Annotated in this window: 17 protein-coding genes; 6 read left to right on the top strand and 11 right to left on the bottom strand. The window is 71.7% G+C overall.

Annotated features, from left to right (window positions below; translation table 11 throughout):
• The first annotated feature begins 507 nt into the window (after window positions 1-507).
• Window positions 508-1,413, top strand: coding sequence for an alpha/beta hydrolase family protein (locus tag ACIA6A_RS08960; protein ID WP_396097613.1), 906 nt, complete (start codon window positions 508-510; stop codon window positions 1,411-1,413).
• Window positions 1,414-1,427: 14 nt separating this feature from the next.
• Here ACIA6A_RS08960 and ACIA6A_RS08955 read toward each other — a convergent pair whose 3' ends face one another.
• A complete protein-coding gene (locus ACIA6A_RS08955; protein ID WP_396096932.1) occupies window positions 1,428-2,438 on the bottom strand; it encodes an aldo/keto reductase in 1,011 nt (336 codons plus the stop codon).
• A 63-nt stretch (window positions 2,439-2,501) separates the two neighbouring features.
• On the opposite strand from ACIA6A_RS08955, the gene ACIA6A_RS08950 reads away from it, so the two are divergent.
• Window positions 2,502-4,124 carry an amidohydrolase gene (locus tag ACIA6A_RS08950; RefSeq protein ID WP_396096930.1) on the top strand — a complete coding sequence of 541 codons (1,623 nt, stop codon included), beginning with the start codon at window positions 2,502-2,504 and terminating at the stop codon, window positions 4,122-4,124.
• Here the strand turns inward: ACIA6A_RS08950 and ACIA6A_RS08945 are convergent.
• From ACIA6A_RS08945 to ACIA6A_RS08935, 3 genes are all read right to left on the bottom strand, one after another.
• Entirely contained in the window at window positions 4,103-4,960 is an 858-nt protein-coding gene (locus ACIA6A_RS08945) for a hypothetical protein (protein ID WP_396096929.1), read from the bottom strand. The two genes, ACIA6A_RS08950 and ACIA6A_RS08945, sit on opposite strands and share 22 nt — an antisense overlap.
• A gap of 85 nt (window positions 4,961-5,045) precedes the next feature.
• On the bottom strand, window positions 5,046-5,474 hold the full coding sequence (locus tag ACIA6A_RS08940) for a hypothetical protein (protein WP_396096928.1): 429 nt from the start codon (window positions 5,472-5,474) through the stop codon (window positions 5,046-5,048).
• Window positions 5,475-5,513: 39 nt separating this feature from the next.
• The gene (locus ACIA6A_RS08935) at window positions 5,514-5,984 is read right to left on the bottom strand and encodes a hypothetical protein (protein WP_396096927.1); all 471 of its coding nucleotides are present in this window, start codon (window positions 5,982-5,984) and stop codon (window positions 5,514-5,516) included.
• Window positions 5,985-6,104: 120 nt separating this feature from the next.
• Between ACIA6A_RS08935 and ACIA6A_RS08930 the strand changes: the two genes are divergently transcribed.
• Window positions 6,105-8,471, top strand: a complete 2,367-nt coding sequence (locus tag ACIA6A_RS08930; RefSeq protein ID WP_396096926.1) for an ATP-binding cassette domain-containing protein — start codon at window positions 6,105-6,107, stop codon at window positions 8,469-8,471.
• A gap of 30 nt (window positions 8,472-8,501) precedes the next feature.
• On the opposite strand, the gene ACIA6A_RS08925 is transcribed toward ACIA6A_RS08930, so the two are convergent.
• On the bottom strand, window positions 8,502-9,356 hold the full coding sequence (locus ACIA6A_RS08925) for an SDR family NAD(P)-dependent oxidoreductase (protein ID WP_396096925.1): 855 nt from the start codon (window positions 9,354-9,356) through the stop codon (window positions 8,502-8,504).
• Between the two features lie 102 nt (window positions 9,357-9,458).
• On the opposite strand from ACIA6A_RS08925, the gene ACIA6A_RS08920 reads away from it, so the two are divergent.
• Window positions 9,459-10,037, top strand: coding sequence for a TetR/AcrR family transcriptional regulator (locus tag ACIA6A_RS08920; RefSeq protein ID WP_396096924.1), 579 nt, complete (start codon window positions 9,459-9,461; stop codon window positions 10,035-10,037).
• 30 nt (window positions 10,038-10,067) lie between these two features.
• Here ACIA6A_RS08920 and ACIA6A_RS08915 read toward each other — a convergent pair whose 3' ends face one another.
• The gene (locus tag ACIA6A_RS08915) at window positions 10,068-11,711 is read right to left on the bottom strand and encodes a cation:proton antiporter (RefSeq protein ID WP_396096923.1); all 1,644 of its coding nucleotides are present in this window, start codon (window positions 11,709-11,711) and stop codon (window positions 10,068-10,070) included.
• A gap of 49 nt (window positions 11,712-11,760) precedes the next feature.
• Complete coding sequence (locus ACIA6A_RS08910) at window positions 11,761-12,870, bottom strand: thiamine pyrophosphate-dependent dehydrogenase E1 component subunit alpha (RefSeq protein ID WP_396096922.1); 1,110 nt, start codon at window positions 12,868-12,870, stop codon at window positions 11,761-11,763.
• A gap of 145 nt (window positions 12,871-13,015) precedes the next feature.
• Here ACIA6A_RS08910 and ACIA6A_RS08905 point away from each other — a divergent pair, with 145 nt between their 5' ends.
• Window positions 13,016-13,474, top strand: a complete 459-nt coding sequence (locus ACIA6A_RS08905) for an NUDIX hydrolase (RefSeq protein WP_396096921.1) — start codon at window positions 13,016-13,018, stop codon at window positions 13,472-13,474.
• Complete coding sequence (locus ACIA6A_RS08900) at window positions 13,467-13,826, top strand: MmcQ/YjbR family DNA-binding protein (RefSeq protein ID WP_396096919.1); 360 nt, start codon at window positions 13,467-13,469, stop codon at window positions 13,824-13,826. The genes ACIA6A_RS08905 and ACIA6A_RS08900 overlap by 8 nt, the downstream gene beginning before the upstream one ends.
• A 3-nt stretch (window positions 13,827-13,829) precedes the next feature.
• On the opposite strand, the gene ACIA6A_RS08895 is transcribed toward ACIA6A_RS08900, so the two are convergent.
• The 4 genes from ACIA6A_RS08895 to ACIA6A_RS08880 are packed head-to-tail and all read right to left on the bottom strand — an operon-like array spanning window position 13,830 to window position 22,184.
• Complete coding sequence (locus tag ACIA6A_RS08895; protein WP_396096918.1) at window positions 13,830-15,416, bottom strand: hypothetical protein; 1,587 nt, start codon at window positions 15,414-15,416, stop codon at window positions 13,830-13,832.
• A complete protein-coding gene (locus ACIA6A_RS08890; RefSeq protein ID WP_396096917.1) occupies window positions 15,406-16,824 on the bottom strand; it encodes a glycosyltransferase in 1,419 nt (472 codons plus the stop codon). The genes ACIA6A_RS08895 and ACIA6A_RS08890 overlap by 11 nt, the downstream gene beginning before the upstream one ends.
• Window positions 16,824-18,707: a glycosyltransferase gene (locus tag ACIA6A_RS08885; RefSeq protein WP_396096916.1), complete on the bottom strand. Its 1,884-nt coding sequence runs from the start codon at window positions 18,705-18,707 to the stop codon at window positions 16,824-16,826. Before ACIA6A_RS08885 ends, ACIA6A_RS08890 begins: the two co-directional genes overlap by 1 nt.
• A gap of 15 nt (window positions 18,708-18,722) precedes the next feature.
• Window positions 18,723-22,184: a PQQ-dependent sugar dehydrogenase gene (locus tag ACIA6A_RS08880; protein WP_396096914.1), complete on the bottom strand. Its 3,462-nt coding sequence runs from the start codon at window positions 22,182-22,184 to the stop codon at window positions 18,723-18,725.
• Window positions 22,185-22,186 lie beyond the last annotated feature (2 nt).

Genomic DNA, 22,186 nt, shown 5'->3' with positions numbered 1-22,186 from the left:
GCCAGGCCGGACCAGGCCGGACCAGGCCGGACCACGCCAGCCACACGCCGCCGTCCCGCCCCCTGGCAAGCCTGCACCGCGCCAAGCAGGTCGACCTTGCCGGTCGCCCTGAGTATCCCGTGGTCTGACTCCGACCCTCCCCTCCCCGCATGCCATTCGCGCGTCCCGGCGCTCCCTCCAGGCTTCGCGCCAGCTGGGTCTTCCGCACCCGCCGGCCGGGACGAGCCGGGCTGAACCGGGGCAGCCGGGCCGGATCAGCGGCCGGGCTGGATCGGCGGCCGGGCTGGATCGGCGGCCGGATGGGACGGCCGGATGGGACGGGGCGGCCGGGCTGAACGGGACGGCCGGGCTGAACGGGACGGCCGGGCTGAACGGGGCGGCCGGGCTGGATGGGACGGCTGGGCTGAGTGAGGGCTGGGGCTGTTAGCTGTGCCACTCACCATGGAAAACGGAACAGCGCTCCGTATAGTTCTTAGCGGAGCGAGGTTCCGTTTACTTGGCTAGGAGATTGTTGTGTCGTACTCGGATGGTGCTGTTGTTTCGGTGAGGCCTGTTGTGCTGGCGGCTCCCGAGCGGGGTGAGGATCTGCAGGTTCGGGTTTCCGCGCCTGTGGCCGGGAGCAAGCTGCCGGTCATCGTGTTCTCGCACGGGTTCGGGCAGTCGATGGACAGCTATGCCCCGCTGGTCGATCACTGGGCGGCGAGCGGGTTCGTGGTGCTGCAGCCCACCCACCTCGACTCGCGGACGCTGGACGTCACGCCGGCCGACCCACGGTATGCGGAGATCTGGCGGATCCGGGTCGCGGACCTGGTGCGGGTCGTCGACGAGCTGGACGTGCTCGTGGCGGCCGTGCCGGGGCTCGCCGGGCGGGCCGACCGGGACCGGATCGCGGTCGCGGGGCATTCCTGGGGTGGGCAGACCGCGAGCACGCTGCTGGGTGCCCGGGTGCTCGACGCCGACGGGGTTCCCGGTGCGGACATGTCCGACGCGCGGATCAAGGCGGGCCTGCTGCTGGCGACCACCGGCACGGGTGGGGCCGATCTGAGCCCGTTCGCCGCTGAGCATTTTCCGTTCATGAGCCCGGACTTCAGCGCGATGACCACGCCGGCGCTGGTCGTCGCCGGTGACAAGGACCAGTCTGCGCTGACGGTACGGGGTCCGGAGTGGTTCACCGACCCGTACTTCCTGAGCCCGGCCCCGAAGGCCCTGCTCACGCTGGCCGGGGCGGAGCACTCCCTCGGTGGGCTCTCCGGGTACACGGTCACCGAGACCACCGACGAGAGCCCCGAGCGGGTGGCGCTGATCCGCCGGATCACCACGGCCTACCTGCGCAAGGTCCTCGACGGTGACGACGCCGGCTGGACCGCCGCGGGTGCCGGCACCGATCCGCTGGGCACCCTCGAGTCCAAGTAGTCCAGTGGTCGCGCCTACCGGCCGGCGGCGGACAGGCGGTCGAGGTGGTCCGGGGTCAGCTTGAGGTCCAGGGCCGGGACCGCCGCCTCGAACTGCTCGACGGTGCGGGGGCCGATCAGCGGGATCACCCGCGGGGTCTCCTGGTGCAGGAGCCAGGCCAGGACCAGCTGGTTGGGGGTGACCCCGAGCTCCGCCGCGACCTCGGTCAGGGCCGCGAGCCGGGCGTCGGCGTCCGGGCCCTCGTAGGCGGTCATCGCGTCGTGGCCGGCCCGTTTGGCCGGGTCGTCGTAGATGCCCTTGAGGATCGGTGAGTAGGCCACCAGGGTCTGGTCGTCGTGCTCGGCGAGGTAGTCGAGTTGCTCCCCGCCGGTGATCGACTCGTGCTGGACGCTGCCGTTCGGGCGCAGGTAGCTGTGCTGCTGCTGCACCGCGACCGGCAGCGGCCAGCCGTTCGCGGCACAGAGGTTGCGGATCCGTTCGAGGCGCCAGGTGCGCACGTTGGACCAGCCGAGGTGCCGGACCTTGCCCGCCGTGACGAAGCCGGCCAGGGTCTCCAGGGTCTCCTCCAGCGGCGTCGCCCGGTCGTCGACGTGGATGTAGTAGAGATCGACGTGGTCGGTGCCGAGGCGGCGCAGGCTGCCGTCGAGGGCGTCGCGCAGGGTCGCGGCGCCCGCACCGGCGAACGTACGGCGGGCCAGGTCCCAGTTCGCGGTGCCGTCGGCGGCCCAGAGGTCCGGGGAGGCCACCGGCAGCGCACTGCCCTTGGTGGCCAGGAAGACCTCGTCGCGGTGGTGGCCGGCGCGCAGCCAGCGGCCGAGCAGCTCCTCGCTCCCGCCGCCGCGGCTGCCGGGGGTGGACCACCATTCGTAGCAGTCCGCGGTGTCGATGAAGGTGCCGCCGACCTCGAGGTAGCGGTTCAGGATGTGGACGGAGTCGGGTTCGCTCGTGGCGTTGCCCATCTGCATGGCGCCGAGGGCAAGGCCGCTGATCTGCTCCCCGGTACGTCCCAGTTCTGTTGTCTGCACCCGTGCGACGCTAGGACCTGGAGCGCGCTCCAGGTCAAGCGGTGCGATCCTCGGAGGATGGCGATGGACGTTCTCTTCACCGGCGGGCCGATGTTCGGCACGGGGCGCCGCGACCGTGCGCTGATGGTCAGCGGGGACCGGATCCTGGCGGTGGGCGGCGACGAGGTGCGCTCGCTGGCCGGGCCCGGCACCGAGGTCGTCGACCTGCGCGGGCGGCTGCTGCTGCCGGGCTTCCAGGACGCGCACGTGCACCCGGTGCTGGGCGGACTCGAGCTGGGGTTGTGCGACCTGAGCGGCACCACCGACGTCGGGGAATACCTGAGACGGATCCAGCGGTACGCGGACAGCCACCCGGACGTGGAGTGGATCACCGGGGGCGGGTGGGCGATGGAGAGCTTCGCTCACGGCGTACCCGGCAAGGGTCTGCTCGACGGGGTTGCCGGTGGTCGTCCGGTGTTTCTCATGAACCGGGACCATCACGCGGCGTGGGTGAACGGGCGGGCGCTGGAACGGGCCGGGATCACCGCGCACACGCCGGACCCGGTGGACGGGCGGATCGACCGGGAGGCCGATGGGGAGCCGGCCGGTGGGCTGCAGGAGGGGGCGATGGCGCTGGTCGCGGCGCTGGTCCCGGAGGCCACCGCGGCCGACCGGCTGGCCGGGTTGCTGAGGGCCCAGCGGCTGCTGCACTCGCTCGGGGTGACGGCGTGGCAGGACGCGATGCTGTGCGGCGCCAACGGCTACCCCGACGTGTCCGACGCCTATCTGACCGCGGCCGGGGACGGCTCCCTGTTGTCGCGGGTGGAGGGTGCGCTGTGGTGGGACCGCGACCGCGACGCGGCGCAGATCGCGACGCTGGTCGAGCAGCGCGACCGGCTGACGACCGGTCCGTTGCGCTGCCACACGGTCAAGTTCATGCTCGACGGCGTCGCGGAGAACTTCACCGCCGCGATGACGTCGCCCTACCGCGACGCGTGCGGGCATCCGACCGGCAACAGCGGCCTGTCGTTCGTGGATCCGGAGGCGCTGAAGGCGTACGTCACCGCGGTGGACGCGATCGGGTTCCGGTCACATTTCCACGCCCTGGGCGACCGGGCGGTCCGGGAGGCGCTCGACGCGGTGGCGGCGGCGCGGGCCACGAACGGGCGCCGGGACACCCGGCCGCACCTCGCGCACCTGCAGGTCGTGCACCCCGACGACGTGCCCCGGTTCGCGCGGCTCGGCGCCACGGCCAACGTCCAGGCGTACTGGGCGACGCACGAACCGCAGATGGACGAGCTGACGATCCCGTTCCTGGACCCGGCGCTCGCCGGGCGGCAGTACCCGTTCGGTGACCTGCACCGGGCCGGCGTACGACTGGCCGCGGGCAGCGACTGGCCGGTCAGCACGCCGGATCCGCTGCTCGGCGTGCACGCCGCGGTGAACCGGGGACACCCGGACTCGGATGCGCCGCCGTTCCTGCCGGGGCAACGGATCGACCCGGTGACCGCGCTCCGGTCGTACACCCGGGGGTCGGCTTTTGTGAATCACCGCGATGACAGCGGCACCCTGCGGCCCGGGCACCGCGCGGACCTCGTGGTTCTCGACCGGGACCCGCTGGCGGGCCCGGCCGGGGCGATCGGCGAGGCCCGCGTGGCGATCACGTACGTGGGTGGGAAGCGGGTCTACTCGGCGCGGGAGGCGTGACTGCCCTGCCGGCGGCGCGCGTCCTGCACGACCTCCTGGGGCTTCTTGTCCTCCGCCGCTTTCGGCTCCTCGGCGGGCTTCTTCGCCTCCGGGGCGGCGGGCTCCTTGGCCGGGATGATCTGCGGCAGCTGGCCGGTCGGCTGGCGCAGCGCCGGGGTGAACGCGACCTGGGCGGGCTCGGTCTCGTCCTTGACCTGCGGCTGGTCCACCCAGAGCGCGCGCAGCTGGTTCTGCATGAACGTGGTCAGCCGGCCGCGGTAGTCCCGGTCGAACGATTCGAGGGCCTCGATCTGCTGTTGCAGCGCCTCGCGCCGGGCACCGAGACTGCCCACGACGTCGTCGTAGCGCTGCTGCGCGGCCATCCGCAGCTGGTCGGCGCTGGCCTGGGCGTCGGCCGTGATCCGGCCGGCCTCGCCGCGCGCGTCGAGCACCACCTTGGCGGCGTTGCGCTGGGAGTCCTCGGCGCGTTCCTGGCCCTCGCGGGCGGTCTGCTCGGCCTGCGCGCGCGCCTCGAGCAGCACCTGCTCGGCCTCGCGGCGCACGTTGTGGGCGTGCATCTGGGCCTCACGGCCGATCTCCTCGGCCGCCGCGAGGGCGTCCGCACGGATCTTCTCGGCCTGCTGCTGGGCCCGGCCGAGGTGTTCCTCGGCGGTGCGCTGGGCCATCGTGAGGACCTGCAGCGCCTGGCTCGGCGGGATGCCCTGGCCCTGCTGCGCCTGCCCCTGCTGGGCCTGACCCTGGTGCACCTGGCCCTGCTGCTGCGCGAGCACCGCGTGCTCGGAGGTGGCATTGTCCGGGGACGTCCCGTTGAACATCACTTTCACACGATCCTTCATCCGATTGTCCGTCACCGGAACCTCCGCGGGTGGCCCTGGAACGGCGGGATGGTACCAACCGGACCAGGGCCGACGCGAGGGCTGATTACGGCGAGGTGCTGCCGCTGGACAGCGCCGCGAGGACGGTCCCGCCGCACACACACAGGATGAGCAGCAACGCCACGACGCTGAGGATGATCGTGACGATCATGCCCGGGTATTTCTGCGGCGGGGCGCCGAGCGCGCCACCCATGAACGCCACCATCGGCGCGCGGTACTCGAGCTCGACGGTCTGTCCCGGCTGCACCGGCACCGGCAGGTCGGCGGAGCCGATCCGCGGCGGCAGCAGGTAGGGCACGTGCACATGCAGGTGGTGCTGACCCGGCGGGACCGGGATGACGGTACGGCCCCACGCGTTCGCGACCGGGTGCCCGTTGAGGGTCACCTCCGGCTTGAACAGACCGAGCATGAACGCGAGCCAGTGGTACTTGAGCGTGAGCGCGATCGCTCCGCCACCTTCTTGCCCTGGGTACACCTGTTTCCCTTCCCCGTGCGACAGTCGGCGAAGAATAGGTCACCGCACGGCACCTGCGGAAGTGCTGGTACCGCACGTGTCCACCGGTGAGGGACTCAGCCCGGTTTGTCGGGTGCGCAGCAGGGCCTGGACGGCGAGCACGGCCAGACAGAGGCCGGCGACGGTGTAGCCGGCGACCTGGCGCCACATCTCGCCGGACTGCACGGCGAAGACCAGCGCGGCGAACGCGACAGCCGCGCCGGGGCGGACCGGCAGCGGGCCGGTACCGGGCGCGCGGGCCTGCCGGAACGGGTCACGGCCGATCGCCACCCGCATCGCGTCGGCGAAGCCGGCCCGGGTGTACTCGTCACGCCGGTAGGCGTCCACCACCTCGTCGAGGATCGAGCGGACCGTCACGAGCTCGTCGGCGGACAGGCGCGCGACGAGCGGACGGGGGCCGACGGGGACGGTCACGACGACTGTTCCGGCTTTGCCGGCCGGGGCGGCATCCCACGTATCGATGAGAACCATCGTAGGGGCCGGGCTCCTTGATCGGGAGAACCGTGACCATCAGCGCGTCACCTCCCGCACCCGGGGTGACCGGGGCACAATGGCCGCACGTAGCGTGACCCCCACGGAGAGCCGATAAGCATGGTTGTGAAGAAGCCGCACGTCGCCGACAGTCACGACCTGATCCGCGTGCACGGGGCGCGGGTGAACAACCTCAAGGACATCAGCGTCGAGCTGCCGAAACGCCGGCTGACGGTGTTCACCGGGGTCTCCGGGTCGGGTAAGAGCTCGCTGGTGTTCGCCACCATCGCCGCGGAGTCCCAGCGGATGATCAACGAGACGTACAGCGCGTTCGTGCAGGGGTTCATGCCGACGCTGGCCCGGCCCGAGGTCGACGTGCTCGACGGGCTGACCACCGCGATCATCGTCGACCAGCAGCGGATGGGCACCGATCCGCGCTCCACGGTCGGCACCGCCACCGACGCCAACGCGATGCTGCGCATCCTGTTCAGCCGGCTCGGCAAGCCGCACATCGGCTCGGCGCAGGCGTTCTCCTTCAACGTCGCGTCGATCAGTGGGGCCGGCGCGGTCACCGTCGAACGCGCCGGGCAGAAGATCAAGGAACGCCGGGAATTCTCCGTCACCGGCGGCATGTGCCCGCGCTGCGAGGGCCGGGGCAAGGTCTCCGACATCGACCTGACCCAGCTGTACGACGCCACGAAGTCACTGAACGACGGCGCGCTCACCATCCCCGGCTACAGCATGGAGGGCTGGTACGGCCGGATCTTCAACGGCTGCGGGTTCTTCGACGCGGACAAGCCGATCAACAAGTTCACCAAGAAGCAGCTGCAGGACCTGCTCTACAAGGAACCCACGAAGATCAAGATCGACGGGATCAACCTGACCTACACCGGTCTGATCCCGCAGATCCAGAAGTCGTTCCTGTCCAAGGACATCGACGCGGTGCAGCCGCACATCCGGGCGTTCGTCGAGCGGGTGGTCACGTTCCAGACCTGCCCCGAATGCGACGGCACCCGGCTCAGCGAGGCCGCCCGCTCGTCGAAGATCAAGGGCATCAGCATCGCCGACGCCTGCGCGATGCAGATCAGCGATCTGGCCGCCTGGGTCGCCGAGCTCGACGAGCCGTCGGTCGCTCCCCTGCTCGCGACGCTGCGGCACACCCTCGACTCGTTCGTGCAGATCGGCCTCGGATACCTCAGCCTCGACCGCCCGTCCGGCACGCTGTCCGGTGGCGAGTCGCAGCGCACCAAGATGATCCGGCACCTCGGGTCGTCGCTGACCGACGTCACGTACGTGTTCGACGAACCCACGATCGGCCTGCACCCGCACGACATCCAGCGGATGAACGACCTGCTGCTGCAACTGCGCGACAAGGGCAACACGGTCCTCGTGGTCGAGCACAAGCCCGAGGCCATCGCGATCGCCGACCACGTGGTCGACCTCGGCCCCCGGGCCGGCACCGCGGGCGGCGAGGTCGTCTTCGAGGGCACCGTCGCCGGCCTGCGCACGAGCAGGACCCTGACCGGTCAACACCTCGACGACCGGACAACCGTCAAGCCGACGGTACGCCCGCAGAACGGCACCCTGGAGATCCGCGGCGCCGGAGCGCACAACCTGCGCGACGTCGACGTCGACATCCCCCTCGGCGTGCTGGTGGTCGTCACCGGGGTCGCGGGCTCGGGCAAGAGCTCCCTGATCCGCGGCTCGGTGTCCGGGCTCGACGGCGTCGTGTCGGTCGACCAGTCCGCGATCAAGGGCTCGCGGCGCAGCAACCCGGCGACGTACACCGGCCTGCTGGAACCGATCCGCAAAGCGTTCGCGAAGGTCAACGGCGTGAAGCCGGCGCTGTTCAGCGCCAACTCCGAGGGCGCGTGCCCCACCTGCAACGGCAACGGCGTCACCTACACCGACCTGGCCATGATGGCCGGGGTCGCGACGGTCTGCGAAGTCTGCGAGGGCAAACGCTTCCAGGCCGATGTGCTGGACTACAAGCTCGGCGGCAAGGACATCAGCCAGGTCCTGGCGATGCCGGTCGCGGAGGCCACCGCGTTCTTCGCCGAGGGCGACGCCCACATCCCGGCCGCCCACAAGATCCTCGTACGCCTCTCCGATGTCGGCCTGGGTTACCTCAGCCTCGGCCAGCCCCTGACCACCCTGTCCGGCGGCGAGCGCCAGCGCCTCAAACTGGCCACCCAGATGGCCGGCACCGGCACCGTGTACGTTCTCGACGAGCCGACGACCGGCCTGCACCTCGCCGACGTCGAGCAGCTTCTCGCCCTGCTCGACCGCCTCGTCGACTCCGGCAAGTCCGTCATCGTCATCGAACACCACCAGGCCGTCATGGCCCACGCCGACTGGATCATCGACCTCGGCCCCGGCGCCGGCCACGACGGAGGCACCATCGTCTTCGAAGGCACCCCCGCCGCCCTGATCGCCGACCGCACCACCCTCACCGGCCAGCACCTGGCGGCGTACGTCGGCTCCTGACCGCCAGGCCGGCGGCGGCGGCCTGGCGGGTCAGGATGGTAGTCGCGACGCGAGCATGGCCTCCGAGCGTTCCCACAGGCCGCGGGCCAGGCCGGCGTCGAGGGCCTGGGGGTTGGCCGGCTTGCTGACCTTGCGCTTGTAGTAGTAGGCCCCGGACTGCCAGTCGGTACCCGGACGGCCTTGCGCGAGCCACCCGATCTGGTCGGCGCCCTGGTCGGGGGTGGAGAGCAGCAGTCGTCGCAGGATCGCGACGCTTCCCAGGGCGCGGACGAGCAGGATGATCCGGTTGGTGGTCTGCGACCCGAAGCTCGTCGCGACGTTGCCGGGGTAGAACGAGGCCGCCGAGAGGCCGCTCGCGTGGTAACGCCGGTGGAGTTCGCTGGTGAACAGGATGTTCTCGAGCTTGGTCGCACCGTAGACGCGGGACGGCTCGTAGTGCCGCTCGCTGCCGAGATCGTCCAGGTCGACCTTGCCCGCGAAGCGCACGGTGCTCGACGTCTGGAGCACGTGGGCGCGGGACCTGACGAGGGTGTCGAGCAGCAGGCGGGTCAGCAGGAACGGCGCGAGATGGTTGACCTGGAAGGTCTTCTCGAAGCCGTCGGCGGTGACGGTGCGCGCGCCGAACACCCCGCCGGCGTTGTTGGCCAGGACGTCGATCCGCGGGTAGGCGGTGGTGAGCTCGGCCGCGAGGCGGGTCACGTCGTCGAGACGGGTGAAGTCCGCGAGGTAGCTGTCCACGCCGAGCTCCGCGGAGATCGCGCGGGTCTTCTCGGCCGAGCGGCCGACCACCACGACGGTGTGCCCCTCGTGGTGCAGCCGGCGTGCGGCGGCGGCACCGATGCCATCGCTCGCACCGGTAATGACGATGACCTTCTTCGCACTCAACGGGTCCTCCTTGTTGCGTCACTGCAGACGCAAGAAAACTAAGACATGCAACATCATGTTGCAACTCAAGGATGACCGGCGCCATTGCCGTACTCTTTTGCCGTGCCAACACAGCGGCCCCTTCGCGCCGACACCGAGCGGACGATCACGGCGATCCTCGGGGCGGCCGAACAGCTCCTCAGCGGTGACCCGGCCGCCACGATGGAGCAGATCGCCGAGGCGGCCGGCGTCGCCCGCACCACCGTCCACCGCCGGTTCGCCACCCGCGAGGCACTCATCGACGCCCTCGCCGTGTCGGCGGTGCGGCGCGTCGGGGCGGCCGTGGAGGACGCCCGCCCGGACACGGCCCCGCCCCTCGTGGCCCTCTATCAGATGACCGTGAACATCCTCGGCGCCAAAGCCGGCTGGGGATTCGCGATGAGCCGCGCCTCCGGGGCCAACCCGGAGGTCGCCCGCATCTTCGGCGTGCTGATGGACACCTGCGCCCGGCTGTTCCTGCGGGCGAGAGACGCGGGCCTGCTGCGCGCGGACGTCGACATCGCCTGGACGTGCCGCGTCTACCACGCCCTGCTCCACGAGGCGGCGCCGCTCTCCGGCGGAAAGGGCATCGACGAGGTGGCGACACTCGTGGTGGAGACCCTGCTCCGCGGCGCGGGCACCGCCCGCCCCGACCGCCTCTGACGCCGCTACCCGCTCGGCGGCGGGACCAGGTCAGCCCGCGAAGCTGCCGCGCATCTCGATGGCGATCTGCGACGCGTCGAGGCCGGCCAGCGCTTCCGTGAGCACGTCCGCGTCGAACGTGCCGTGGTCGCGTGCGTCGAGCAGCGCCGACCGCTGCGCCGCGATCACGGCCAGCTGGTAGTCGCGGGCCGCCGCGAAGTCCCGCGCCGCGCGCTCCGGGGGTGGCGGGACCGCCGCGGTGCTCGTTCTCAGCATCTCCATGATCCGGGCCTGTTCGTCGCCGGTCCCGGCCGTGCCGGGCGTCTTCGTGATGAGGCGCAGCAGTGGGCCGATGGTGCCACCTTGCACGAGCAGCGACAGCGCCGCGACCGCGAACGCCACCAGCACGAGGACCGGTCGTTGCGGGGTGTCCTCGGGCAGTGTCTGGGCGGCCGCCACGGTCACCGCGCCGCGCATGCCGGCCCAGACCACCGCTGTGCCCTCGCGCCACCCGAGGGGCTGGCGGACGAAGTAGTCGACGGTGGCGATGCCCTGGGTGACCCGGGACTCGAAGCGTTCCAGGGCCCGCCCGGACGCCCGGCGCCCGCGGTTCACCTCCTGGAACGTCTCCTGTCTGCCCTCCGGGGTGGCCATCCGCTCCTGGATGTCGCGCAGCCGGGTCTGCAGTTTCACGCCCTGCCGGGCGCGCCAGAGCAGGACCGCGAGCAGCGGAGCCACGTACGCGGCCCGCACCAGCACCGTCAGCACGAGTGCCCCGGACGCGATGAGCACGGCGGCGCCCACCCCGGCGTGCTCCTGCTCCACGGCGGTGACGATCGACTTGATCTGCACGCCCATGGTCAGGAAGACGGCGCCCTCGAGGACGAGCTCGACCGTGCGCCAGTTCTGCGCGTCCGACAGGCGGTTCTGCGGGGAGAGGTCGCGGGGCGCGCGTACCCCGGTGATCAGGCCCGCGACGACGGTCGCGACCAGACCGGAGGCGCCGAGCCGCTCGGCGGGCACGGCGGCGGCGAACGGCACCGCGAACGAGATGACGGTGTTGACGGCCGGGTCGGTCACCCGTCTGCGGACCACCAGGTTGAGCACGCCCACGAGCCCGCCGAGGAGCACCGCGACCACGACCGAGTAGCCGAACGTGCCCAGGGCGCCCCAGAACGAGAAGGTCGAGGCCACGGCGACGACCGCGGTCCGGAGCAGGACCAGGGCGGTCGCGTCGTTGAGCAGGCTCTCGCCGTCGAGCAGGGCCACCACCCGCGGCGACACGGAGGTCTGTTTGATGATCGAGGTGGCCACGGCGTCGGTGGGGCTGACGATCGCGCCGAGCGCGACGCCCCAGGCGAAGCCGAGCCCGGGGACGACCAGCATGAAGAAGACCCCGAGCAGGAGCGCGCTGCCGACCACGAGGAGCACGGACAGTCCGCTGATCGCCCCGAACTCCCGGCGAAAGTTCATCCCCGGCATCGACACGGCCGAGGAGTAGAGCAGCGGCGGCAGGATCCCCTCGAGGATCCACTCGGCCTCGATGTGCGTGGAGTCGAACACCGGCAGGAAGCCGGCCGCGACGCCGACCGCGACGAGCACGAGCGGTGCCGCGATCCCGAGCCGGGGCCCGGCAACGGCCGCGGCGGCGATCACCAGGACAGCGGTCACACCCACGACGAGCAGCTCGATCATGGTTCCAGACTGGCACCGGCCCGGCTCGCCGCAGGGGCTTTCGGCGGGCTCAGGCCTCGAAGCCGGCGTGGTAGCCGGTGAAGTCGCGGCGCTGGGTGTCGACCTCCGGGGAGCCGCCCGGGTAGGCGTTGTCGAACATGCTGACCGGCCTCGGGTCGGGCATGGCCAGGACGCGTTCGCGCAGGTCGAGGGCGAACTTCTTGGCGTCGTCGTCGACCTGGACGAAGAACGACTCGTCGGCGATCTGCTGCTTGGTCAGGAACGCCTTCATCCGGGTGATCGGGTCCTTGGCGCGCCAGGACTCGACCTCGTCCGAGCTGCGGTAGCGGGTCGGGTCGTCGGAGCTGGTGTGGGCACCCATCCGGTACGTGTACGCCTCGATGAGGGTCGGGCCCTGGCCGGTGCGGGCGTGGTCCAGGGCCGCCCGGGTGACCGCGTAGGACGCGAGGACGTCGTTGCCGTCGACCCGGATGCCGGGGAAGCCGAAGCCGGCGGAGCGGCGGTGCAGGGGCACGCGGCTCTGGCGGGCGGTCGGCTCGGAGATCGCCCACTGGTTGTTCTGGCAGAACAGGACGATCGGGGCGTTGAACACCCCGGACCAGACGAAGGCCTCGTTGACCTCACCCTGGCTGGTCGACCCGTCGCCGAAGAACGCGATGACCGCCTCGCCGTCCATGGTGCCGGTCTTCCCGTCGAGCGTGATGCCCATCGCGTAGCCGGTCGCGTGCAGGGTGTGGGCGCCGATCACCAGGGTGTACATGCCGAAGCGGTGCTCGTTGGGGTCCCAGCCGCCCTGGTCGACGCCGCGGAACAGGCCGAACGGCATGATCGGGTCGATACCGCGGGTGTACAGCACGCCGTGCTCGCGGTAGGACGGGAACGCCATGTCCTGCGGGCGCATCGCCCGGCCGGCGCCGACCTGGGCCGCCTCCTGGCCGAGCAGGCTCGCCCACAGGCCCAGCTCGCCCTGGCGTTGCAGGGCCAGGCCCTCGGCGTCGAGGCGGCGCACGGTGACCAGGTCGGCGTACAGCTCGCGGTATTCGTCGTCGGTGAAGTCGGCGGAGTACGTCACGCCGTCGGCCGTGGTGACGCTGTCGACGCGCTCACCGTCCGGGGTGAGCAGCTGAACGTATCCGCCGGCGGGGGCGTCGTCCACCATCGCTGTCTCCTTGCTCAGACCACGTTCACCTCAGGGCGTACAACACTCTTGATCAGATCCGGCCCGGAGGAAAGACGGAAGCTGCGGTGATCAAGCTCTCACCCGATGGCTGCTGCACCCATCCACCGGTATGGGGCGGGAGTGAGTGGCGCTGCGCGCCCACATCGGTCACGCCGCGATCCCGCTGCCGGGGGTCACCGCCGTCGTGCTGGACGACGACGACCGGGTGCTGCTCGTGCGGCGCTCGGACAACGGCCGGTGGGCGCTGACCACCGGCTGCCTGGAGCCCGGCGAGCAGCCCGCCGCCGGGGCCCTGCGCGAGGTCATGGAGGAGACCGGCGTCACGGCCACGGTCGAACGGCTGATCGCGGTGGAGGCGCTGGAGCTGTCGACGTACCCGAACGGCGACCAGGTGCACTGGCTCGACGTCGGGTTCCACTGCCGGTACGCCGGGGGTGCGGCCCGGGTCAACGACGACGAGTCCACCGAGGTCCGCTGGTTCACCCGGGCCGACGTGCCCGAGCTGGACGAACGGCAGACCCGCTACCTGGCGCTGGCCCGCGACAGCCGCGCCCCGTTCTTCGTAGGATCGCCGTATGGCTGATGCGGACGACGTACGACGGATCGCGCTGGCACTGCCGCACACGGTGGAGATCGCGAGCGCCGGGTTCGACTTCCGGGTGGGCGGCAAGGGTTTCGTCTGGTCGTATCCCGAGCGGACCCCGGGCAGGCCACGCGTCATCCGTACCGATGTCGCGGTCCTGTTCGTGGGCGACGAGGCCGAGAAGCAGGCGCTGCTGCTCGGTGAGCCGGGCCTGTTCTTCACCGCGCCCGGCTACGAGGGTGTGCCGCTGGTGCTGCTGCGCCTGGCCGCGGTCGGCGCCGCCCGGCTCGAGGAGCTGGTGACCGACGCGTGGCGGATGCGCGCCCCGGAGGACCAGGGCGCGCCCGCCTGATCGTCAGACCGCGACCAGGGTCCAGTGCAGGTCGCCGTAGTGGTCGTACCAGGTGCGTACCGGTGGGGCGGCCGGGTCGCGGATGGCCCGGGTGACCGCGTCGAAGGTGGCCTCGCCGGCGAGGAGCAGGTAGCGCACGCGGTGCCCGGCGGGGTCGGCTACCGCGGCCGGGAAGTCGCGGTCCGGGGTGATGACGAACTGTTTCGGGTGGTCGCTGGCGAGGACCACCGCGAACGCCGTCGCGGCGTCGGTGAGCACGGCGCCGTCGGGCAGGTCCATGGCGTCGAGGTCGGTGGCCACCAGGGTGTCGACCCGGGTGAGCTCGGTCTTGCGGGCCGCACCGGCCGGGATGATCCATTCCCGTTCCTCGCGGGACAGGTTCTGCTGGGACAGGATCAGCAGGGTGGTGGGGACCGCCAGCAGGGTCATCACCAGCGTGGCCGCCACCGCGGGCCGGCGTGGCACCGCGATCGCCAGGTCCCGGCCGGCGAGGACGTAGCCGGCCAGCAGGATCGCACCGGGGACGGCCACGATCTGGAAGCGCAGCCAGCCGAACGACATGCCGGCCAGCAGCGCCAGGGTGTCGAAGGCCAGCACCGAGCCGAGCACGGTGATCGGGGCGAGCACGCCCGGGTCGCGGCGGCGCCAGGCGGTGACGAGCGCCAGCACCAGCAGGACCAGGACGAACGGTGCCAGGCCGTGCAGTTGTTCCAGCCAGTACGCCGTACGCCCGGCCAGGGTGTCGCCGGTGGCCTCGGCGATGAACCGCGCGCTGTTGCGGACCTGGGCCGAGTTGCCGTATTCCGAGGAGAACGTGGCGAACCACTGGTCGACGATGAGTTTGCTGGCCACCGCCCAGAGCAGGACGGCGAGCACCCCGGGCAGGCCGGCGATGACCGCGTCGGTGACGGCGAGCTGCCGGCGGCGCTGCCGGGTGCCCGCGGTACGGAACCAGGTGACCGCCGCGACGACGACCGGGACGGCGGCGACCGGGGCGAGGGCCTCGTAGCGGGCGCCGTACGCCAGCCCGATCGCGAGGCCGAGCGGCACCAGCGCCTCGGTGCGGCCGGTGGTGAGCCACCGGTGCATCCCGCGGGTGCCGAGCAGCAGCAGGAGCAGGAAGCAGGCCTCGCTCATGCCGTTGCCGGCGTACAGCACGGTCATCGGGTGCAGGGCGTACGCCGCGACGAGCACGAGCCGCGACCGCCGACCGACCCCCATGGCGCGGAGCTGGCTGTGCACGAGCCCGACGGTCGCCGTCATCAGGCCGGCCGACATCAGCGTCGCGAGCAGCGATTCCTGGATCAGGGCCGGGAAGAGGATCTGCAGCGGCAGGAACGGCAGCAGGATCAGTGACGGCAGCGGGTTCCACACGAAGCCGACGGCGGCGAGGTGCGGGTCGCGGCTGTACAGCGTGTAGAACGCGTTGGCGAGCCGGCTGGTCGAGTCGCCGGGGATGACGCCGTTGCGCCAGAAGTACAGCGCGGCGGCGAGGTAGACGATGCCGCTGACCAGCAGGACGGCCCGCTGATCGGTGAACCGGTGCCGGGCGGTGGTGGGTGCCGGACGGGTGCGGGTCTCAGTGGACATCGGCCACCTCAGAAGGCGGAGCGGACGGAGCGGACGGCAGGTGCAGGCCGTGCGTGGTCTTCTCCCAGTACGAGGGCTTGAACACGAGCTGCCACGCGGCCTTGGCCCCGGCGAGGCTCATCATCACCCAGTACAGCGGGGAGAGCAGTGCGGTGCCGAGCAGGTCGGGACGGTCCATGGTGCGTACCGACAGCACGTTGAGGTAGATGACGGTGGCGTTGCCGATGACGAGGCAGAACACCCCGACGTAGTAGAACGGCGGCATGAAGATCTCCTCCATGACGGCCGGGCGGTCCAGGAACCACAGCACGGTGGTGGCCCACAGGACGGCGTTGAGCAGGGCCGCGAGCGGGGTGCCGCCGACGAACAGATTGAGGCAGAGCAGTCCGCGCCAGCCGAGTTGCCGGACCGTCGCCCGGGGGCTGCGCAGGTGCACCAGCCAGGTCATCAGGTAGCCCTTGTACCAGCGGCTGCGTTGCTTGATCCAGTTGATGAAGTCGGAGTTGGCCTCCTCGAGGGTCACCGAGTCGAGCACGCCGACCCGATGACCGGCACGGGAGAGCCGCATGCCGAGGTCGGCGTCCTCGGTGACGTTGTACGGGTCCCAGGCCCCGAGTTCGCGCAGCTCCCGGGTCCGGAAGTGGTTGCTGGTGCCGCCCAGCGGGATCGGCATCCGCAGCGCGACGAGCCCGGGCAGCAGGGACCGGAACCAGGTCGCGTACTCGAGGGCGAACCAGCGGGTGATCCGGTTCTGGTCGGTGTTGAAGTACGCGAGCTCGGCCTGCAGGCACACGTACCCGGGGCCGAGCCGGCGCAGCGCCACGACGGCCCGGCGCAGCTGCAGGGGTTCGGGGATGTCCTCGGCGTCGTAGATGGTGACGAACTCACCGGTGGCCTGCTCGAGCCCGACGTTGCAGGCCTTGGGTTTGGTCTTGGGCTGCGACTCGGGCACGACGAGGATCCGGATGTGCCCGCCGGTGAGCGCGGCCCGGGCGGTGTCGATGGTCTCGGTGTCGTCGGGTTCGAGCAGCAGGATGACCTCGAGCTTGTCGCGGGGGTATTCCAGCGCGGAGAGGTTGTCCATCAGTGCCGCGATGACGCTGGGTTCGCGGTAGGCGGGCACCAGCACGGTGTAGACGGGCAGGTCGGCGTCCGGGACCGCCCGCGCCTGCTCGTCACCGACCATGATCCGGTGCTCGCCACGGCCGGAGGCCCAGACCAGCACGACCCGGAACGCCAGCGCGATGCCGTAGCACAGGGTCACGACGGCGACGACGACCTGGAGCACGATCATGGGCCGCAGCACGGCGAGCACCCCGATCAGGACCAGCGCGCCGAGCAGCGCGAACCGCTGCGGCCGGGTCAGCACGACGTGCGCGGAGTAGGCCTCCCATCTGGCGTCGGCCATCAGTGGTTGCCCCGCTCGGTGAGCAGCGTCAGCGCCAGCGGCGCCGCGACCAGGACGAGGGTGACCAGCGCGTAGCGGGCCCGGGGCAGGTGCGGGCGACCGGCCGCGCCGGCGGTGGCGGTGATCCGGGTCCGGGACCAGGCCGCGGCGAACCCGGCGACCACGAGCGCGAGCAGCACCGGCTGGCCGGTGACGAGCGAGACCGCGCCCAGCACGGCGGCGGCGGTGCCCGCGTGCAGCAGGGTCCTGAGCCGGGGACCGAACACCACCAGCGCGCCGAGCACGACGCAGGCGATCGCGCCGGCGAGGGCGGGCACGGCGGCCAGCGACACCAGCGGGATGGGCAGGATCCAGCGCAGGCGCGCGGCGGTGCGGGTGCCGAGCAGCAGGACCGCCGCCCCGGCCAGGTAGAACAGCGCCGCCGGGAGCACCCAGGTCATCCGGTCGGGGGCGGGGGCGAGCAGCAGCAGCGTGGTCGCCGAGGCCAGGCAGCCGACCGCGAGCAGGCCGTCGAGCTGCCGGTCGTGCACGTCCGGTTCGCCGTGTTCGGGGCGCAGCCGGCCGAGGACCAGCGCGGCGGCCGCGGCGAACGGGATGACCAGCGGCACCGGGGTGGCCCCGAGCCTCAGCAGCGCCGGGAAGGCCAGCGCGGTGAGCAGCACGGCGAGCACCACCCGGACCTGGGCGGCGCGGCGGACGACGCGGAGCACGCCGGACGTGGGCAGCGCGGGACTGTCGTAGACCCAGGAGGTGGTGACGGCGTAGCGCAGGGCGAACACCACCCCGATGGCGATGACGTTCGCACCGAGGTAGTGCAGGCCGCCCCAGCGCACGAGCGCGAACAGCAGTCCCAGGTGGATCGGCGTGAGGCTGTTGTTGAGCAGCAGGAAACGACCGAAGCGGTGCCGCCTCGCCCGCTCCCCCGGCGGCATCACCAGGTGGTCGATGACCGCGAAGTTCCAGACGATGGCGACCTGCACGGCCAGGAACGCGGCCAGCAGGTAGGGCAGTCCGGCGAGTTCGCCGAGGGCCCACAGCGCCACGGAATTGACCGCGGTGCCGGCCGCTCCGGCCACGGCGAAACCGAGCATTCTCCCGTACGCGGAATGTGGCCGCCGCAACGTCGACAGCCGCAGCCCGGCCAGGTGCCGGAAGTAACGCATGCCCTCCCGGATCGAGGCCTTGCTCTCCCCGGCGGTGCGCGGCTGGAACGTGTACGCGACCTCGGTGATCCGGTCGATCCGGTTACGGACGAGCACCTCCAGCAGGATCTTGTAGCCGTCCGGGCGCAGCTCGCCGACCCGGACCGCGTCGCGGCGCACCGCGAAGAAGCCGCTCATCGGGTCGCTGACGGCGCGCAGCCGGACCGGGAAGAACACCTTGGCGAGCAGGCCGGTGCCGCGCGAGACGGTACGGCGGAACCAGCCGCCGAGCCCGGTGACCCGGCCGGTGGTGCGGTAGCGGCTGGCGACCACCGCCTGGGCGGTCTCGGCACGGCCGGCGGCGAGCAGCTCCGGCACCGTCTCCGGGGGATGTTGCAGGTCGCCGTCCATGACCACCACCCAGGGCGCGCGGGCGGCGCTGATGCCGGCCACCACCGCGCCGCCGAGGCCACCGTCGCGGGCACCGGGGACGCGGTGCACGAGGCGTACCTCGCCGGGGAACCGGTCGGCGAGCTCCTGGATCGCCGCCGGGGTGTCATCGTCGCTGTCGTCGACGAAGACGACCTCGCCCGTCCGGGCGCCGAACGCGGACCGGACCCGGTCGACCAGCGGGCCCACGTTGTCGGCCTCGTTGCGGGTCGGGACGACGACGCTCACCCCGGGTGGGGCGCCGAGGAGGTGCTGCGTGGTGGTCAGCGGGGCAGGCGGTGTTTCCGCCATGGACGAACTCCTTGTCTACAGGGGGGTTTCGCGGAAGCGGGCGAGGGCGCCGCCGCCGCTGTCGTAGTACTCGACGGTGACGGTGTGCTCGCCGGCGCCGAGGACGACGTCGGCGGTGAACGTGGTGGGTCCGTGGTCGGACCAGCCGTCGACGACGGTCACGCCGTCGAGCAGCACGCGGATGCCGTCGTCGCCGGTGGCGGCGAAGCGGTAGGTGCCGGCCGCGTGGTCCGCGGTCCGGGTCCAGCGCGCGGAGAAGCCGTCGGCGGGCAGGAGCGGGTCCGGCGAGCCGCTGCCCCAGTCGATGTCGACGGTGTCGTCCTGGCGGGTCACGACGGGCGTCCCGGCCAGGGCGGTGCCGGTGAAGTAGGAGGCCGTCCACAGGTTCGCGGGCTGGTAGTCGCCGACGCGCCGGTAGTCGAAGCGGGCGAGGGCTCCCCCGCCGTTCTCGTAGTACTCGACGCGGATCTCGTGGATCCCGGAGAGCAGCATCCGGTCGGTGCCGAAGGTGGCGTTCTGGTCGATCCACCGGTCGACGACGGGCGCACCGTCCACATAGATGCGGATGCCGTCGTCGGCGGCGCCCTCGAACCGGTAGCGGCCGGCCGGCAGCGTGTCGGTGCGGGTCCAGCGCGCGATGAACGATTCGCTCGGCACCGGCGAGCCGCCACCCCAGTCGAACGCGATCGCGGGATCGGCGCGGACCAGGTCGGGGGCGCGCCGCGGGATCGGCGGGGAGCTCGCCGGGCCGGGGGCGGTCCAGAACTCGGCGGTGTAGTCCTGCGGGGCGAGCTGGTCGGCGACCTGGCGCCAGGCCAGCTTCGCGACGGCTTCGCCCCAGTCGTCGTAGTACTCCATGACCACGGTGTGCGGGCCGCCGTCGACGATGACCCGCGCGGTGTCCGTGCCGCCGCTGGAGTCGGCCCAGCGGTCGACGACCCGGACCCCGTCGACGGTCAGCCGCACGCCGTCGTCCGCGGTGGTGGTGAACTCGTACTCCCCCGGGGCCAGGCTCAGGGTGCGGGTCCAGCGGGCCACGAAGTGGTCGGCGTCGACGCCCGGCCCGGGTGCGGCCCGGGCCCAGTCGTGGTTCACGGCGGGTTCGGCCCGGGTCAGGACCGGAGCCGAGGAGGGTACGGCCGGTGCCGCGCCGGTGCCCGGGGCGTTCCAGTAGTCGGCCCGCCAGGTGTCGCCGGGCTGTTCGACGGCACCGGCCCAGTCGAGTTTCGCGAGCGCGGCACCACCGTCCTCGAAGTACTCGAACGTGATGGTGTGGTTGCCGGGGCCGAGGTCGCCGGTCCAGTCGTACGCGGTGCCGGGCTGCGCGGGCCACCGGCTCAGCACCGTCGTGCCGTCGAGCAGGAGCCGGAACCCGTCGTCGGTGACCGCGGTGAACGTGTAACGGCCGCCCGCGAAGTACTCCTTCTTGCTCCAGCGGGCGGAGAAGTCGTCGTCCGGCACCTCGGGGGCCGGTGATCCGCCGTCCCAGGTGAAGTCGACGGCCGGGTCCGTACGGGTGAGCAGCGGCGCCCCGCCGAGCGTGGTACCCCGGAAGAACGTGGCAGTGTACGGCGCGGACGGCGCGTACGTGGCGGTGTAGGTGGCCCCGGCCTCCGGCGTGGTGACGACGTGCCGCATGCCCTTGCCGTCGGACCAGCCGGTGAAGTGGTACACGGTGCCGTCCGCGGCGACGGCGGTCGGCGGGGCGTACACCTCGCGTTCGAAGCCGGCCACACCGAGCACCTCGTGCGGGGTGCCGCGCGGGACGCCGTCGAGGTACGCGGTCAGCCCGGGCGGATCGGTGGCGACGGTGAATGTGCCGGTGACCGGCCGGACGGTGATCGACCTGCTGGTGCTGAGCCCGTTGGTGTCGGTGGCCGTGACGGTGATCTCGTACCAGGTGTCCGCGGACGACTCGCCGGTCACCGGGACGGTGAACGACCCGGCCCGGCCGGTGAGCGGACCGGCGAACGGGTGCACGTGGGTGCCGTGGTGCAGCACCACGGTCGTGGCGATGTCGTTGTCGTCGAGGTCGAAGCCGGCCGCGTCGCTGGCGAACGCGTTGTAGGTGATCACGTCGCCGGCCCGGTAGCGGCTGCCGTCGGCGGGGACCGCGACGGTCACCGTGGGTGCGATGCCCACCTGCACCACGACGGGTACGGCGGCGGCCGCGTTGCCCTCGCTGTCGGTGACGGTGAGCGTGGCGACGTACACCCCGGTGTGCGGATAGATCTTGACCGGGTCCGCCGCGGTGCTGGTGGTGCCGTCGCCGAACGCCCAGGCGTAACCGAGCGGGTCGCCGTCCGGGTCGGTGCTGCCGGAGCCGGAGAAGTGCACGGTCAGCGGTGCGACGCCCTTGGTCACGTCGGCCGTGGCGACCGCGGCGGGGGCGTGGTTGCCCAGCTCGTAGCTGATCCGGTACAGCCGCCCGGGGATGTAGGTGAGGTAGTACAGCGAGCCGTCCGGGGCGACCTTCATGTCGACGACGCTGCCCGCGGTGGCGTCGAAGTCGTGCACGGCGGCGACCTCGCCGTTGGCGTCGAGTTCCGCGCGGCGGATGAAGCCCTTGGCGTAGTCGCCGAAGAACAGGTTGCCCTCGTACTCGCCGGGGAACATGCCGCCGCGGTAGACGGGCCCGCCGGTCGCGGCCGCGCTCTGGCCGTCGTGCGGGTACGTGTAGATCGGGTCGGTGAAGCCCGCACACCCCGACGTGCAGACGCCTTCCTTGAGCGGCCAGCCGTAGTTGCCGCCCTTCACGATGTGGTTGACCTCCTCCCACGTGTAGTCGCCGACGTCCCCGCCGTAGAGCCGGCCGGTCACGCTGTCGAACTGGAAGCGCCACGGGTTGCGGAAGCCGTACGCCCAGATCTCCTGCTGCTTGCCGGCCTGCCCGGCGAACGGGTTGTCCGGGGGGATCGAGCCGTCCTTGTTGATCCGCAGGATCTTGCCGTGCGGGTTCGTCAGGAGCTGGCCGTTGCTGGCGTAGCCGTTGTCGCCGACCGCGAAATATAGTTTGCCGTCCGGGCCGAACCGGATGCTGCCGCCCACGTGCAGCTGCTGCGACAGCGACGCGGTGCGGAAGATCGTGAATGGCCCGCCGGTGCCGACATCGCCCGACGCGTCGAATCGGACCAGCCGGTTGTGCAGGTCGAGACCGGTGTAATAGAAGTACACATAGTGGTTCGCGACGCCGAATTCCGGGTCGAAGGCGATGCCGATGAGCCCGCGGTCGCCGGTGGCCTCCGAGGGCAGATCGGCGAACGGGGTGGTGAGCAGCCGCCCGTCCTTGACGATCCGGACCCGGCCGGCCCGTTCGAGCACGAAGATCCGCCCGTCGGGGGCGATCTCGAAGCCGGCGGGCCCGTCCAGCCCCGCGCCCACGACCAGTGCCGTCCGGAAGTCCGGCGGGGGTGCGGCCGCGGCCGGCACGGGGGCCAGGAATGCCACCAGGAGCAGGAACGCGAACATCTTTCTCATGG

This window comes from Actinoplanes sp. NPDC051494 (genome assembly GCF_044454705.1).
In the GTDB taxonomy this organism is placed as follows: Bacteria; Actinomycetota; Actinomycetes; order Mycobacteriales; family Micromonosporaceae; genus Actinoplanes.
Note: the sequence above shows the minus strand (reverse complement) of the source record. Positions and strands in the feature narration are given on the sequence as shown.

Bases quoted from the DNA above. Each gene is read 5' to 3' on its own strand.
- ACIA6A_RS08935 (WP_396096927.1), bottom strand. From the start codon at position 5,984: ATGGTTCTCATCGATACGTGGGATGCCGCCCCGGCCGGCAAAGCCGGA.
- ACIA6A_RS08930 (WP_396096926.1), top strand. From the start codon at position 6,105: ATGGTTGTGAAGAAGCCGCACGTCGCCGACAGTCACGACCTGATCCGC.
- ACIA6A_RS08910 (WP_396096922.1), bottom strand. From the start codon at position 12,870: ATGGTGGACGACGCCCCCGCCGGCGGATACGTTCAGCTGCTCACCCCG.
- ACIA6A_RS08880 (WP_396096914.1), bottom strand. From the start codon at position 22,184: ATGAGAAAGATGTTCGCGTTCCTGCTCCTGGTGGCATTCCTGGCCCCC.
- ACIA6A_RS08895 (WP_396096918.1), bottom strand. From the start codon at position 15,416: ATGTCCACTGAGACCCGCACCCGTCCGGCACCCACCACCGCCCGGCAC.
- ACIA6A_RS08945 (WP_396096929.1), bottom strand. From the start codon at position 4,960: ATGAAGGATCGTGTGAAAGTGATGTTCAACGGGACGTCCCCGGACAAT.
- ACIA6A_RS08915 (WP_396096923.1), bottom strand. From the start codon at position 11,711: ATGATCGAGCTGCTCGTCGTGGGTGTGACCGCTGTCCTGGTGATCGCC.
- ACIA6A_RS08900 (WP_396096919.1), top strand. From the start codon at position 13,467: ATGGCTGATGCGGACGACGTACGACGGATCGCGCTGGCACTGCCGCAC.
- ACIA6A_RS08890 (WP_396096917.1), bottom strand. From the start codon at position 16,824: ATGGCCGACGCCAGATGGGAGGCCTACTCCGCGCACGTCGTGCTGACC.
- ACIA6A_RS08885 (WP_396096916.1), bottom strand. From the start codon at position 18,707: ATGGCGGAAACACCGCCTGCCCCGCTGACCACCACGCAGCACCTCCTC.
- ACIA6A_RS08950 (WP_396096930.1), top strand. From the start codon at position 2,502: ATGGACGTTCTCTTCACCGGCGGGCCGATGTTCGGCACGGGGCGCCGC.